Origin of the sequence: Caballeronia sp. NK8, from assembly GCF_018408855.1 — a bacterium.
GTDB lineage: Bacteria > Pseudomonadota > Gammaproteobacteria > Burkholderiales > Burkholderiaceae > Caballeronia.
Genome location: NZ_AP024328.1, coordinates 71,501 through 86,859, shown reverse-complemented (window position 1 = coordinate 86,859; position 15,359 = coordinate 71,501). Strand labels below are relative to the sequence as shown.

Genomic DNA, 15,359 nt, shown 5'->3' with positions numbered 1-15,359 from the left:
TCCTGCTCCCTGCGCAACTTGGGCATGCAGGCAAACGCGGAAGCTAGCTGTCTTTATCGGTAAATCGGGTAAACTAGCGGGCTCCGGTCTTCTTCACTTTTTCTCGACCCAAGCATGCACTGAACGACCGAACAATGCCCACACGGGACGCGCCAGGGGTGCCACTACAAGCGAGGGGGAAGCAGACATCGACGGTCGAGGCGACCCCTAGCAAACTTCCTTCGGGTACGGGTCGTAAGCTCACTCCTCGACGAGCCGCCGTCTTACCGGGCACCCTGGCCAGCCCACTCAAGGCGGAAACGGATACCCTCGTCGCCGCCCCCGGCCCGCACCTTGAACGGATAGCCACTTTCAGAAGGTCTGTTCGCCCAACGCTCATATGCCTTATTCGGATAGTTGAATAGCAGCTCGGCGTCAGGCGTGACGGTTAAGGCGCGTGCGATCGCGACGTCATTGGGGTGGGTGTCGTGGCGCTCGCCGTCCGTTGTCAGCAAGTACTTTCGAGCCGGCAGCTTCATCGCAAGCTGTTTAGTCAGGTTGGCTGCGCTCCCGTGGTGAGGAAGCTTGAACACATCAAGGTTTAACATCTCTGCCGGGAGCTTCGTGACCGCCTTGAGCAGCACACTGGCATGCGCATCCCCGCCCAGTAAGATCCGGAACCCACCATAGTCGAAGATGAAAGCGATGGAGCTGCCGTTCGTGACCGAGCTATCTGTCCTAGTCTTTGTGTCTGCCAAATCCGTAATGCTAAGCGGCGCGACACTTAGAATCTCGATGTCTTGTGCGTCCTGTCCAGCTGTTACCCCGTCTGCGTTGATGGGCCTTCCTGCCATTTGTTTCTGACGCTCCTCCCATATGTCCCAGAGGCGCCTCAGGTCGGCAAGTCCCTTCATCGAGGGCGAAAGAATGGTGATAGCAGCTTTGGAGATTGGTAGCGTCTTACGCACCGGAACGTCACCAGCCGATAGGCAAACAGCATTCCCACCGAACGCCGCATTCCAGGAGGTGTCTTCGCAATCAAGCAATTCCGCTAGTCGCTTGCCCTCCGAAACTCCCATTGATTCGCGTCCCACTTCCAGGTGCTGCCGTCCGTTGAACCATATATCATTGAAGCGAGTGGCAATAGACCTGTCCGCGAGCAACGAAAGCGTTCCTCCGATGTGGTCGAGGTCGATATGGGTAACAACTAGGAGCTCGCAAATCGCATCGGCGCTTTCGTCGAGCACGCACCGCAGTCGGTCCGAGGTGGAGGCCACTCCTGCATCCACCACTAGGCGGAAATGAGCGTCACCATCGCCGTAGCTCAGCACGATGCAGTCGCCATGCTCGGCTGCTAACGCGTGGACTTCCACCCAAGGCTGCGACCTCTCAACAGCGCTAGTCAGTGCTGACATCGAACACACAGAATGGTTGGCTGGGATCAACGCGCATCGAGAGTTCTCGAATGTACTTGCTTGCAGACCGAAGCTGAAGGTAGGTTTTACGGTCTCCGGTCGCTTCACCTTCAAGAATTGCAAGGTTAGTCGCCATCATTTTTAGTCCGTGGCGATAAAGAGGAGGACCTCTACGGACGGCCTCGAACGCGGCGCTTATGGCAGTTCTGAAACGATTTTTGCTTCCTCCCTCGTAATTCAGGTTTTTCAAGGTGTCGGACCGACCTTGCAGCAGCAATGTCGTGAACAAAATTGCACCGTCCGTTAGGCTCGGATACCGGTGCGCCAGGTTGAGCACCCATTGCGTCCAGTTCACATTCTCCCCTTGCCATTGGCCCGCTTGCACAAGCACGTAACCTGCCGCAGCAGATGCGTACGGATTTTGCCATTTTCGATAGAGGAGCTCGGTCGCGTTATTCAGCATTCGAGTTGAACCGCTCAAATCTCCCTGTTGCAGAAAGTCTAAGAGGCCGCCAAGGTCCGGGTCATCAACTTCGACGCGGAGAGTTCGGGTCGACGCAACGCCGATGTCACGCTCATAGTGGTTCGCGTAGACGTCTGCAAGCTTTCCATCTCGCTTCTCCCACCTACCCGGGACACATGCAACTTGAAGGGGGGTAAGCCGCCCCTCAGCGCGATAAGATAGAGAAAAATATCGTGCCCCCTTTCCTTCATCAGACCTTTTCCCTATCAGTTCACGATTGCGCACCGGCAATTTCCATTTGGCAAACGGCGACTCTCGATTGCCGCGTAATTTCGCGCCTTGCACAGCAGCGATGTCGCCGACAAGCCTCGCCGTAACGTCATGCGCCGGCCCATCCAAAGACAGCAGTTCTTCAACAGGCTCTGCCTGAAGTCGCGCGATGCCCATGTAGTCGTACCGAGGCTCTACTAATTCACTAGCGTGAAATCCTGGCAGGTTTGAGATGGTTACCGGCTCAGTCGTGTTCGCCATCGACAGTGCAGACCACCAGTCCCGAGGAACTGCCGGCTTCCTGAAGTGGTCCTCGCCGAAAAGTGCATCGGGCGGGGCGGAGCGTATAACAACCAAGTCATCGACCGCCTTCTGTTGTTTCTTCGGCCTTGGGGCTCGCTGCTTCGGCAAAAAAACGAGTGCGGGGTCGCGACTGCGCTCGACATGAACCTGTCGCATCAATAGTCGGCCGTCGGGGGTCCGAATGCGAACTAGGAAAGCGCCCGGATTGACATTAACTCGAGTGGGCGCCCTACCTTCGCGCAAATCAAGATCGATGACAACACTTCCGGCAACAAGTCGCTCGTCAGCGTTACCGCCATAAAGTTCGAACACGTCCGCTAGTGCGACCCGGGGCAGTCTGGTGCCGCGCGGTTGACCTGCGCCGAAATCGAAATGAACCACCGTACTCACGAGTTTGCTCCTAACACGGTATATACACGTTCACGAATGGCGGAGCAATTACCTCTTGTAGCACCTGGCCATGAACCTTCGCACCTTCGGCAGTCGTCTCTATCGCCTCGAAATCATGGGCGCGGCGTTCAATGTCGAAGCTTTCTGGCCAATTGCCAGCGGCGCTGTGCTGAGCACTGTCCACGTGCAATGCGCTCACTGCCTCAAGCTCTCTTGGCTCGCAAAGTACGCGGACAGGCACCAACGGGTCACCTGATAGCATGTGGAATGAGACATTACTCGATAAAGTGCCACCTCCGAAGGAAACCTCCTGGCCTTGGCCTTCGGGCCGCAACTGCATGAGCCATGAAAGCGCCAACTTCAGCATATCAGTATGGATCACCCACCGCCGTCTTTGCGCCGACACGGCGCCCGCGCCCTTCATCGCTCGTAGGAATGCATCCATAAACACGGAAGGGCCAGTTGCGGAACCAAATGCACGGCTTCCCAGCTTGCTTGCGCGAATGAGGCACTGCTCCGACTTGGCCAGGTTTTGATTTTGCGCCTCTTGCACGATGGTCCTCGAGCGCACATTCGCATAGCGCCGCGAAAACGGGACCTCTGTACTACAGGCATCGATAAGGAAAAGCTGCCGGCGTCCCTGCATTTGCCGCATGGCGTTTGCCAGCAGTTCCGGCTCAATAGAATCCTCGAATGGCGCGCGGCGATTCGAGCCAAAGTCCTCCGCCAGGAGAAGCTGTGTCTCCCCAATAAGCAGTCCATGACCGCAAAAATAGAAAATGGCTAGGTTGTCCTCATGGGAGTCGACATCGTCAGACCACTCGCCAACCTCGTCCGCAATGTTTTTAAACGTTGGCGACGTGACGCCGAGGCGAGAAGTGCGGCTTGCAGAGGACGCCAGAACTCGTAGTGTTTGGAGTGGCGTGTCAGCCACGTCTAGCTCCGTCTGCAGCCACCCCGCGAACGCCTCAACTGAGTGAAGCGGTGTCTCCAGGTCGGCGAAGCCGCCCTTCGGTGCATCGTCCCCCAAGAGGTCTGCAGCCCTGGCATTGGCAAAGGTTCCGACGCCGATGAGAATTACGTGAACCCCAGGGTCGCCCTTTTGGCGTCTATCCAATATCAAAGCCATGCCAACCGCATCTCTCGGTATCAATTTGGGCGGCAGGCAGGAACGTACTTCTCAAAGGTTTATGCGTTCACTGCCCTGCCGTCTGAAAATATTTGGAATTTAGTGCTCTCGTCGCCGTATCGGTTCAGCAGGTAATCTGGTTGGTGCCGTACAAGCCTAGTGTAGAACCGGAGCGTCTTGTTACAACTATACAGGTAATCATGTCGTTCACCAACAAGGGCCAATCAGCTTCCGCCTACAGCACACACACCCCCCGACATCCTGCGCAATCATCTTTGCTAGGCAAGCAGCCCACACGAACCTCATAGGCATGACACGTCGTCCGATTCCGGTTGCCGAAAAAAAGCACAGGTGACGAAGTCGACATTCGGTGACATTCTGACTGATTGATGGCGCCGTTCTCAGATCCGGTTGTCCTCGGTTGAGGAAAACGAATCTCCGTAGTCACGCTGGTGAAACAATCTAGCGAGGCATCGTGCGTTTAGCCGGCGTGCTTTTTATGGGAGGCTTTACCGCTCCGGCCGGTGAGGACGCAGCCTCCGCCTGTCGAGCCGTCACGTCGTTTTGTATGCACTCGCCCTCGACAACTAGTTTGTCCTCAGCCAAGATTGAGACTATCTGGTTAACGGTAGCCTCCCCACCGCCAATAGGGGTGTAGATTCCGACGACGCGCGGTACGACGTGTGTAGTCGGATCGAATAACAATGCTTTAATAGACCCGAGCGCCAAAATTGCATTTTGTATTGTTGTCTGATTCAGCTCGCTCGGCATTGGGAGCATAGCCGAAATCTTTGAGCCAGAGACCCCCAGCGTCTGTACCACTAGCGAACCAGTCGCTTTTCCGGATTCGACGCCCGCTGTTATCGACGAAAGACTAGAAAGATTGACAGTGCCTTTAAGCACGCGAACGGTTGCAATCAGTCGCAACCCGACACCGACGTAAACAGGGACCGCAACCGGTTCTCCCAAGTTTGATTTAGAACCCTTAACAAAATGAAGAAAAGGGGCTGCTAACCCTCGATGAATGCTGTTAACCTGTTCATTGTTTCGGCGATGAAAGGAACATGGCTAAACCTATACTCGACGACGAACTCTGGGCACTCATCGAACCGTTACTGCCCCCTCCAAAACTACGACGCCACCGTTACCCAGGGCGCAAACCGCTCGACAATCGTGCGGTGCTCACAGGCATCCTCTTCGTCTTGCAGACTGGCCTGCGCTGGGACCTTCTTCCTCGCGAGATGGGTTGCGGCAGTGGCATGAGTTGCTGGCGTCGCCTGCGTGACTGGCAGGAGGCAGGCGTCTGGGACGAGTTGCACGAGTTGCTCCTTACGCGGCTTCGGGCCGCCGACCAAATCGACTGGTCTCGAGTCATCGTCGACTCCTCTTCAATCCGTGCTATGGGCGCGGGTCAAAAACGGGACCGAATCCCACAGATCGCGCGCGACCCGGTTCAAAGCACCACCTCCTCACCGAAGCGCAGGGCATTCCGCTCGCGGTGATACTGACCGGCGCCAACCGCAACGACGTCACTCAACTTCAAGCACTGGTCGAGGCTATTCCGCCCATCAGCGGCAAGCCTGGCAGACCACTATCGAAGCCTCGGGTCGTTCAAGGCGACAGAGGCTACGACCACGACAAACATCGACGTCCGTTGCACGCAGCGGGCATTGCCACGGAAATTGCTCGGCGCGGCCAGCCTCACGGCAGCGGATTGGGTAAAACACGCTGGGTCGTGGAGCGGACCATTTCGTGGCTTCACAACTTCCGCCGACTGCGCATCCGCTTCGAACGGCTCGCGTTTATCCACGAAGCCTTCATGAAAATCGCTTGCTGCATCATATGCTGGCGACAACTGCGAACGTCATTTTGTTAGCGCCTCTTAGGGTAACTTTTGTTCTTATCGTAGCTTGCCCAAGCCGGATTATCCGGGTCCTTTGTGATTTTGTAAGCCGGCTTAGCTACACCGGACGGGGCTGCCCCTCCCCCAGTTGCCGAAAATACCTTCGACAAACACAGTTGCGTTCTTAGTGTCTACCGAAATGAAGTCCATGGTGACCTGATAGATATTGTTTTCCGTCCCGAACTTTGCTGCTGGACCAATCGACAAATTCCCTTGCACGTCGAACGATGCAATCGCTATCCGCACCGCTTGGTCTGGAAATAGATCCATATATGGTTCGACTGAATAGCCGTCTGGGCAACTATCCCCCAAGCTCGCTGAGGTCGGCAACGGATCAATCGGTATATAGGTGAATCTAGAGTTTCGTTCGCCTGCGCTCTCGGGAAGTGGAGGAGTCTGACAGGCCTGCAGAACCAAGAGTAATGCGACCCAACAGAGCCTGCTTCTTAGCATTGTGGACACCTTTTAGTCAGTTCTCGAGCGGTAACAAGCACGAGTCGATAAAAATCAAGCTCGCTAACGCGTTATAGATTTGCTTTCCTCAAACACAAGTTTTAAACGACTTGGAGCGCGTACCGCCCTTGCGGACATGCCTTCGGCCCGCCCATTTCCAATAGGAAAAGCGCGGTTGGGATCGCGAATCGTGTGGAAATTTTAAGCTGACGAATGGTTGACGCCGACCCGGCACAACCGAAATCGTTCCACAAAATCTTACGGTCTTTGTCCTTACCCCATAGCGGCGATATATGGTATCGCCTGCGGCTAGGACCGGCGGTTGGGGCGTTCCAGCTACTTTGATATTTGTGGCAACTCAACTATCAGCCACCGTGTTGATACGGTATCGTCCAATCGATATCTTTTCCGGGATCAGCCGCACTTTCCGCGAGGCTCGTACACGCACCTCCGTACAGCGACTCTCATCCCTAGGCGCGCAGCTGCTGATCGATCTCTCTTCACGCTCATTGTTGCCATTTCGGGGACAAACTGTCCCCCAGCTGTGGGCTTCTCTCCTCTCACCCCTCCTCTTAAACTTCTTCCATACCACTTGCACCGCCCAGAAAAGACGGCGTTGCTCAAACTTCGAAAGGTGAGATATGAAACGGTTCAATAATGTCGTGACGGTCGCAATGGCTGTGGTCGCGTTGGCGTCGTCAGGGATGGCAACAGCACAGAACGCAACACCGGTCACGAGGGCTCAGCTCAAGGCGGAGCTCGTCGCGCTGGAAAAGGCCGGGTACAATCCGTCGCGCAGTTCAGGCGCAGACTATCCGCTCAACTTGCAAGCCGCTGAGCGCAAGGTAGCCGCCGAGCGTTCCATTGATTCACAGTACGGCCCTGTGACCGACGGCACGAGTGCTTCCGGATCTCGGTAAGATGATTTGCTCGTTCTAACCGCACTGGCCAGCTGGTCGGTCGAACTGCACGCGAGTGATGACATCCCTTCTGGCGGTCCGATGAGGGGCTGCATCGCTCACGGCGGTCGGGCTTCGCGCGGACCAGATTATGATGACGCTTCCCACAGCGTTGTTTGCTAGCGTCCGCGATGCTCGATGTGATTTGTCGCTAGCGACAGCTCGAAATGATGCTTAAGCGCGCTCTGGTTCCCATAACGTATACGGAGCATATAAGCAACAAAAGCGGGTGAGCGATCGCAGTCACGCACCCAATGTCCTACGCGCCGGCTTTGCTGGTCGCACTACACCCATTGACCTAAAGACCCCCAGTTGGTCCTAGGCCTGAAGGTAAGTCGAAAGGTGCCTAGCGTCTAAAAATGCTCCATCGATCGTAACTACTTCTCGCGCATTCTGAGCAAACATAACAAGATGTGAAAGTCGCGTGACGGATTCAGCCCAAGTTTCACTCATGCGCTTGTCTGCCGCGCGGAGGAGCCGTTCCATCGATCCCAAGAGGCAGCTGTATGAACGAAAACCGTCGCACGGTCAGGTCCATGTGCCCAAGAACACTGGACTTCGACGTAATGGCGATGATCGTCGCTGTGGCGGACACTGGCAGTATTAGCCGTGCTGCGAAGGCGGTGAGCCGATCACAATCAGCTGTCAGCATGCAAGTTAAGGCGCTTGAAATGGCGCTTTGCAAGTCGCTCTTCGTCCGCAAGCCGCGAAGCGTGGTACCAACACAGGATGGCGAGATCCTGCTCGCGTATGCTCGTCGAATGCTTTCCATGCGCGACGAAGCGTGGGCTGCCGTCGTGCGCCCCGACGTGACGGGGCGCGTAAGCATAGGGGTGCCGGATGAGTACGCCTCGTCGCTTCTTCCTCCGATTCTGAAGGAGTTTTCAGCGACCTATCCCAAAGTCGAAATCCAGGTCGTTGGGTTGCCGAGTGTTGCGCTAGCTCCTATGGTCAAGGAGGGTTCAGTGGACCTTGTCTGCGCCACTCGTGTGAAAGGGCTGTCGGGCGAATTCATCCGTTTCGAACCAATGGAATGGGCCGCGGTACCGACATCAGCGCAAATATGGCGAGAGAGGCCTTTGCCAATCGCCGTTTTTTTGTCAGGAAGCGTTGCGCGGGAGAACGCGCTTCGCAGCCTTGAAAGCGGAGGCATCAGATACCGAACGTCGTTCGAGAGCCCCAGTCTCCTCGGCTTATTGTCGATGGCGGAAGCAGGGCTCGCCGTGGTCCCGCTGGCTCAGTGCGCCGTCCCCAAGCACTTCGAGATACTAGGCTCGCAGCACGGATTGCCGAAGATGGCTGCGCTTGAAATGATTCTTGCAAGAAGCGCGACGTCTACTAGACCGCCATGCGATTTTCTTGCTAATGCAATACTTTCAGGTCTTCGGCGCTAGAAGAGCGACGACTTGTGAGGACCCGTTTTGCCCGCTTTTATATCAATCATTTGCCGCTGGTCGATAACGAAGCATGGGAGTACAAGTCTCTCAGGGGCTCGCAACGAGCCCTTTCGCCGACGCCCAAGCGTCGGCTTTTTTTTCAAAACGTGACGAACTTCTCCTCCGGACCCGGGAAACACTGCTTCGCCTTGTCGAATAAGCCGACCGTCATGAGATGACCGGTGTCCCGGACTTAAATCGAGACCACGTACGACTACAAGCCCGACCTCTCTTTAGCCTATAAATTATAAAAACCGCGGCACAGCGGGCCATCCATGGCCAATCTCCGGGTGGAATAGATGGCGGTCGTTAAAGACCCGTTCACGCCTTCTCGAGTTCCGAGGCGGGCCATACCGATCGCGGGGGCCGCTTTAGGCTCTGCGATACACAGTGCGGGGGTCGATAGCTGCAACGAGTCAGGGCCATACGACTGGCCGTAATCAGGTGCAGCCGCGCTACCGTGTCTCAAGCATCCGCCTGAAAAGCGATAAGGCGATGGAGGCGGTGGTGACCGCAAGACAAAAAATGCAGAACGCCGACAGCATGCAACGGTAACAGCGTCGCTCACGATCATCGAATGGATCGTCGCCGTCATCATGCGTTCCCTTTGTCGGAAGACGGTAGAGACGGCCCCGGCGGCGCAAACCGGATACACGTGTGCCCCTCAAGTCCGGTGCTCCTGTATAGAAGACAATATTCTTGCTGAAGTTAGGCGCTGGAGCTGGGCAACGCACGTCAGGTGTAACTAGCGAGGCGGTATTATGCGCCACGCGATAGCTGAATTTTTCGGGTGCTGCCGCTGTTCCACCACGGTTAGCCGTAAGGCTCTCTTTCGTTGCGGGACGTCTTTATGCGCTCGCGACCCGCTTTTGCGGCTTCTATTTTTAGCAGGTCGTGCACCAACACGCCGTTCTTCGCCGCCGTGACTTCCGCGAGAATCGACACCGCGATTTCCGGCGGCGTCCGGCTGCCGATATAAATGCCCACCGGCCCATGCAGCCGCGCCAGCTCGGCTTCGCTGAGATCGAACTCCTTCAGACGCTCGCGCCGCGCCGCGTTGTTGCGCCGCGAACCGAGCGCGCCGACATAGAACGCGGGCGTTTTCAGCGCCTCCATCAGCGCGAGATCGTCGAGCTTCGGATCGTGCGTGAGGGCGATGACCGCGCAGCGTTCGTCGAGCTTCATCTCCATGACCGTGTCGTCGGGCATGGTTCGCACGATCGTTGTGCCGGGCACATTCCACTCTTCCGTGTATTCCTCGCGCGGATCGCACACGGTCACCTGATAATCCAGCCCGACCGCGATACTGCACAGATAGCGCGACAACTGCCCCGCGCCGACCACGAGCATCCGGTAACGCGGGCCGTGAATCGTCAGCAGATGCGCGTCGTCGAAGAGCACGCCGTCGGTGGCCTGCGCCGGTTCGAGGCGCGCCGCGCCCGTGGCCATGTCGAGCGTGCGCGCGACGAGCCTGCCGCTTTCCACCGCCGCGCACAATTCCGCGATGCCGCTTTCCGTCGTCAGCGGCTCCAGCACGAGCTGGATCGTGCCGCCGCACGGCAAGCCGAAGCGATGCGCCTCTTCCGCGCTGATGCCGTACTTCACCGCTTCCGGCTTCGTCTGCTCGATGCCCCGCTGCCGCGCCCGGTTGATGAGATCGTCCTCGATGCACCCGCCCGACACCGAACCGACGACGTGGCCATCGTCACGCACGGCGAGCATCGCCCCCTCGGGTCTCGGCGACGAGCCCCATGTCTTCACGACCGTCACGAGCAGCGCGCGATGTCCCTCTTCGAGCCATCGCGCGCTGTTCTTCAGGACTTCGAGATCCACGCTGTCCATTTCTTCTCACCTCGGCTAGCGAACACGGAAACAATCGCTTTGAACGAACTCCCGTTGATCGCTAGTTGCAAGCTGGAAAAGGAACGCGGCACACATCGAAACTTACTAGGATTGTCGAAGACCCGGAAGCATACGGGCGCGTTCACTGCGTCTCCTCAAGCAACAAATCGGCGAGCTCAGCAGGCCGTGAGAGAAACGACGAGTGGCTGCTGTCTAACGTTTCCACCCTAAAGGGATTGCGCGGCGTGAGCCTATTCGCTTCAGCTATCATTTGGTCTTGCGCTGCGAGCGGAATCGCGTTATCGCTCGTGCACCTAATGAACGTTCGAGGTACGGTGCCCCAATGCCCCGGCGTCACCGTCGCCGGGTCCGACAACCCCCTAATCGGCTCATCTGGAGTCAACATATTGAGCGTCGCATTCAAAACGCTTGGAGGTACGTCCGAGTAGAGCGCGTCGCGAACCCTTGCGACGTATGTCGAGTCGCCAGCATTCGGATTAATCCGTGCCGCGCCTATTTTGCTAGGATCACCATAAAACAGCGGCGGGAGTCCTGAACCAGCAAAATTTGGCTGCTGCAAGTAATCAAGTACGGTTGGTTGCGCCACCGGCACGAACGCGGTCAGATAAACCAATCTCTTCACGAGGCTCGGCTCGGATTCCGCAACCGCATTTAGCGTCACACCGCCCAAACTGTGCCCCACCAGCACAACCGGACCACGGCCCTCTGAGACCAACCCCCTAATAATAGCGAGAACGTGGTCCCTGTAATCTGCTAGCGAAATACTGGCGAGCGGCGATATCTCCGTTGCCAGACCTCCAGTGTTAGACGCCCCAGGAGCGTACGCAGCAGGGAATTGCGCCGACAGGCCGTGCCCCGGAAGATCCAAAGTGATCCCTTGAACACCCCGACGCGCTAGCAAGCTGGTAACACTTGACCAACACCAACCTCCGTGCCACGCGCCGTGCACGAAGACAAATGTTGGCCTCGAATCTGGGCGCCCTGCACTTGCACGACCAGCTAAGGACATGCCAGTCGCAACGGCGCCAACGGACACATTCGTTAGGAAGTGCCTTCGTTCCATGATTCCACATCTCCGTCGTTATTGGTCTAACTTTCCACTGCCACTGTCTATCGCAGCACAGGCTCCATCAATTAGGTTTCCATATTGTCACCGACCCTGCGATCTGACGATCTCGCAGAGATGCTCGACACTCGTGGGATCTAAAATGAGCAGTGCCACCAAGAGCGCCACGTCGCACCGAGTGGGCTAGTTTATTTTGTGCCGAAAGTCAGCACATCTCTATCCCAGACGGCGCTTCACTCGGCTCACGCTTCATATCTGGCGCTTTTTGGGTTCAGTCGCCATGTTGCCACACGAAGCCGTTGATTAGCGTGCGCAACGAGCATCGATCGTCGCTTTGTTAGCCACCAATCTTCTCTCGCATCAGCGAAGTCCACGCTACACCGGGATGTCGTTAGTCAACGCACGGCTCGGGTTCGTCGAGTTCTGGGGCGGCAGGAAATCGCGATTTGTGCATGAACCCTCCCGGCGCAATAATTATCGCAAGTGCGCCGCGCGGGCGCACTACCCAGAGTCGTTGAGGATTACCGCGCATTCCGCAAAAGCTCGATAGTTCGGAGTATCAGGCCATCAGGCAGATATCTCGTCCAACGTCTTACCGCGAGTTTCGATGCCGAACAAGCCAAAGACCAATGCGCCAGTCACGGCGACCGCAGCAAGATAGCCGAACACTGCCTCAATGTGAAAATATGTCAGCAGTGTCCCGATTACCAGTGGACCAGCTACCGAAGAAAGTCGGGTGAGCGCTGCGGCAGCGCCAGCCCCTCGAGCCCTAACCCGCGTCGGATACACCTCCGGCGCGTAAACGAAGATCCCGCATTGCACGATCGCGATCATAGCGATGCTTGCAGAAGCTAGCACGGCAACATGCGTCGCCGAATTGTGCGTTCCGTTCAGCGCCAAGTACGCCATCGGCAACGCGGACGCAGTGAACGCCAAGCAGAAAGTCTTCTTTCGGCCGATACGATCAATCAAGAAGATTCCAGACAAGGCGCCTGCAAGAGTTGCGACCATGCTGAACATGCCGTATCGCAGCGATACGTCAAGCGGAAGGTGGTAGACAGTGCGATACAGCGCGGGGAGCCAAACCAGTATGCCGTATGTGGTCAACCCAGAGCAACACGCCATCGCCCAGACGACCACAGTGCGGCGCACGAACGCGGAAGATAGCAGTGACCTAAACGACTCCTTGTGGGCACGCGGGGGCTCCACACTCATCGACATCGGCGGCAGCGCTGCGAACACGTGCTCGGGAAGCGACCTCTCGATCCGCCCAACGATCATTTCAGCCTCTGTTGCCCGGTTGTTAATCGAAAGCCAGCGCGGTGACTCGGGAGCGATCCGCGGAAGGATCACAGCAAGCAGAATCGGTGCGGTTCCGATGTAGAACATCACCTGCCATCCGTACGCTGGAATTAGTGAGAGTGCGCAGATGGCTGCAAGCAAGTTGCCGACGCCAAATGTCGACTGAAGAACGAAGATCAATCTTCCGCGGATCCGCGCAGGGCAGAGCTCGTTCATGTATGTAGCGGAGACTGGCGACTCCCCGCCCAACCCAATGCCCTGGCAAAAGCGGATGATGAGAAAAATTACATAGCCAGGCGCGTACGCGGACGCAAGACTCAATAGAGATAGGACCACTATCACCCACCTGAGGGAGCGTAGACGCCCGAATCGTTCTGCTGCTGCACTGAACGCAAGTGCACCAATTGTCTGGCCGACATACCCGGCGGATACCAAGAGCCCGGCCTGTGCAGGAGAGAGGTGCCACAGCTCGATTAGGACGGGCAGCACGTATGCGATTGTCAACGCATCGAACGCGTCGGTCATATGCACAAAGCCCACCGCGCCAAGAACCTTAGCGTGCCAACGTGTGAACGGCAGCCGCTCGAGACGGGCCGATATCGCCGCAGGAGTTGAAAGAACAGTTTCCGTGGACGCGTGCTGCGTCCTGATGTCAGTAGTCGTATCTGAGATGTCCATGTTCGAAGCTTGTATAAATTCGATTACTGGTCGCCGTCGAACTGTGCGCCGTCCGGCCCGTTGCACACCGACGGGACGGTTGAATAGCGTCGACGTTTCCATCGGCGAGACGCCCGCAATAACAGGTTATGGTGCCTAGCGCGTCCTATTGCACCAGTTTTACTGAGATCAACTTGCGGAAAGATTATTGTTAGGATCCGCAAACGCTTATGCAATGACCAATGCACTAGGATTTGGGTATCGGCCGTCCTTTATGTCCTTGTCACGCAACGTTCTAGTCGGCTGCGACTGCGCCGAAACTTCGTGGAAATCTTCGTCTCCGCCCGCGTTCCTGCCACGCATGGAAGATGCGAGTTCGACCGTTTTATATATGCTGTGTGCAGCCCGCACTCTTTCTAAGCCTGACCACCAGCCAGCGGCCAACCAACCACGTAATCAACAAACGTCCGAGTGACAGCGCGCAGATACTTTCGGCTGGGATAAGCTAGGCATATGTTGCTTTGATCTTCCAAGACTTCGAATTTTTCCATTAGTGGCACTAACGTCTCTGCCCTTAGCTCCGTTTCGATTAGCGTCTGAGGTAGCAGAGAGAATCCCATCCCTTCGACGGTCATTCGCTGCACCATCAAAAGATTGTTTGCGGTAAAACGCGGGACTAGGTGGAGGGTCTGGGTTTCGTCATGAGCAGCGAACGTGACCTTTCTTCCTTTCGCATCAACCATTCGCCCAATGAACGACTGCGCCGTTAGATCTTGCGGTACGTTTAGGCGTAACCCGGTGGTACGAACATACGCCGGTGACGCGACGGCAATGTTAGAAAACGTCGCAATGATTCTGACAATCGACGTTTCGGATGTGACGGCCCTGCTTGGCACTATAGCAACGTCGAACCCCTCGTCTACGAGGTCGATCTCTCGGTCAAGCAACGTTAGTCGGATAATGACATCCGGGTACTGCTCGACATACCCCGCGATGATCGGCGGAAGCCGCTCTAGAGCAAAGGATGTCGAAACCGCGATGCGTATCTCTCCTTTAGTCTCGGCGCTTCTCTTGCTAACGTTTGCCTCGGTGATGGCGATGTGACTCAGGATTTCGCGGCACTCATTTAAATAGGTGCGGCCGATTTCGGTAAGGGACACGCGGCGAGTTGTACGTTGTAGCAACCGTACATTCAACCGATCTTCAAGCTGACTGATCGCGCGCGTGACCGCCGACTTTGAAATGCCTAGCTTTCCTGCCGCTCGATTGAAGCCCTCTGTATCTGCAACCTCCACGAATATGGTCATCGCTTCGATGAGGTCCATCTCCCCGTCCCGAAAGTTATAATTGCTCGCCGCGGAATGTGCCCGGTTAGCTTAGGAATAGCATGCGCTTAGCACGCCGAGACGGCTTTGAGGACCCCATCGAAGGACTACTTGCCACCTTCGTTGAAGATTGTCATCTTGTTGCTAACAGATGAGACTCCGGCGACGGATTTCGCGGTACTCTCGGCTAATTCGATCTGCGCTTGATCACGCACGGTGCCGGACAATGTCACAGAGCCAGATTTCGCTCGGACGTAGACTCTCGTCGGATCGAGCCCCTTTACTCTTCCCAGCGCGCGCCTCACGGATTTAGCCAAGGCGCGATCGGCAGTTTTGGACGTCGAGGCCGGTACGTTCGGGGGTGAGGTTTCTTGAGCGAATGCGGAGTTCGACGAGAGGACGAAGCATATCAGCGCAGGAATTATCAGGGTGAGTGTTTTGTTCAT

General features: G+C 56.5%; 11 protein-coding genes. 3 read left to right on the top strand and 8 right to left on the bottom strand.

Annotated features, from left to right (window positions below; genetic code table 11):
• Positions 1 to 263: 263 nt before the first annotated feature.
• The 3 genes from NK8_RS41050 to NK8_RS41040 all read right to left on the bottom strand — a co-directional run bounded on the left by NK8_RS41050 (position 264) and on the right by NK8_RS41040 (position 3,949).
• Positions 264 to 1,310, bottom strand: coding sequence for a hypothetical protein (locus NK8_RS41050; RefSeq protein ID WP_213234711.1), 1,047 nt, complete (start codon positions 1,308 to 1,310; stop codon positions 264 to 266).
• A 67-nt stretch (positions 1,311 to 1,377) separates the two neighbouring features.
• Entirely contained in the window at positions 1,378 to 2,820 is a 1,443-nt protein-coding gene (locus tag NK8_RS41045; protein WP_213234710.1) for a hypothetical protein, read from the bottom strand.
• 10 nt (positions 2,821 to 2,830) lie between these two features.
• Positions 2,831 to 3,949 carry a caspase family protein gene (locus NK8_RS41040; protein ID WP_213234709.1) on the bottom strand — a complete coding sequence of 373 codons (1,119 nt, stop codon included), beginning with the start codon at positions 3,947 to 3,949 and terminating at the stop codon, positions 2,831 to 2,833.
• Between the two features lie 1,064 nt (positions 3,950 to 5,013).
• Between NK8_RS41040 and NK8_RS41035 the strand changes: the two genes are divergently transcribed.
• From NK8_RS41035 to NK8_RS41025, 3 genes are all read left to right on the top strand, one after another.
• Positions 5,014 to 5,825, top strand: a protein-coding gene (locus NK8_RS41035; RefSeq protein WP_213234708.1) for an IS5 family transposase whose coding sequence is annotated in 2 segments (ribosomal slippage) — positions 5,014 to 5,362 and positions 5,362 to 5,825 — 813 coding nt in all. Because the reading frame shifts where the segments join, the coding sequence is not laid out codon by codon here.
• A 1,121-nt stretch (positions 5,826 to 6,946) separates the two neighbouring features.
• Positions 6,947 to 7,225, top strand: coding sequence for a DUF4148 domain-containing protein (locus NK8_RS41030; RefSeq protein WP_213234707.1), 279 nt, complete (start codon positions 6,947 to 6,949; stop codon positions 7,223 to 7,225).
• Between the two features lie 611 nt (positions 7,226 to 7,836).
• Positions 7,837 to 8,658, top strand: a complete 822-nt coding sequence (locus tag NK8_RS41025) for a LysR substrate-binding domain-containing protein (protein ID WP_213234730.1) — start codon at positions 7,837 to 7,839, stop codon at positions 8,656 to 8,658.
• A gap of 855 nt (positions 8,659 to 9,513) precedes the next feature.
• Here NK8_RS41025 and NK8_RS41020 read toward each other — a convergent pair.
• The 5 genes from NK8_RS41020 to NK8_RS41000 form a co-directional block, all read right to left on the bottom strand.
• Positions 9,514 to 10,542 (bottom strand): XdhC family protein, encoded by a 1,029-nt coding sequence (locus NK8_RS41020; protein ID WP_213234706.1) that lies wholly within the window; start codon positions 10,540 to 10,542, stop codon positions 9,514 to 9,516.
• A 142-nt stretch (positions 10,543 to 10,684) separates the two neighbouring features.
• Positions 10,685 to 11,572, bottom strand: a complete 888-nt coding sequence (locus NK8_RS41015) for an alpha/beta fold hydrolase (RefSeq protein WP_225936716.1) — start codon at positions 11,570 to 11,572, stop codon at positions 10,685 to 10,687.
• A gap of 624 nt (positions 11,573 to 12,196) precedes the next feature.
• Entirely contained in the window at positions 12,197 to 13,609 is a 1,413-nt protein-coding gene (locus NK8_RS41010; RefSeq protein WP_213234704.1) for an MFS transporter, read from the bottom strand.
• A gap of 395 nt (positions 13,610 to 14,004) precedes the next feature.
• The gene (locus tag NK8_RS41005; protein ID WP_213234703.1) at positions 14,005 to 14,913 is read right to left on the bottom strand and encodes a LysR family transcriptional regulator; all 909 of its coding nucleotides are present in this window, start codon (positions 14,911 to 14,913) and stop codon (positions 14,005 to 14,007) included.
• Between the two features lie 107 nt (positions 14,914 to 15,020).
• Complete coding sequence (locus NK8_RS41000; RefSeq protein WP_213234702.1) at positions 15,021 to 15,359, bottom strand: BON domain-containing protein; 339 nt, start codon at positions 15,357 to 15,359, stop codon at positions 15,021 to 15,023.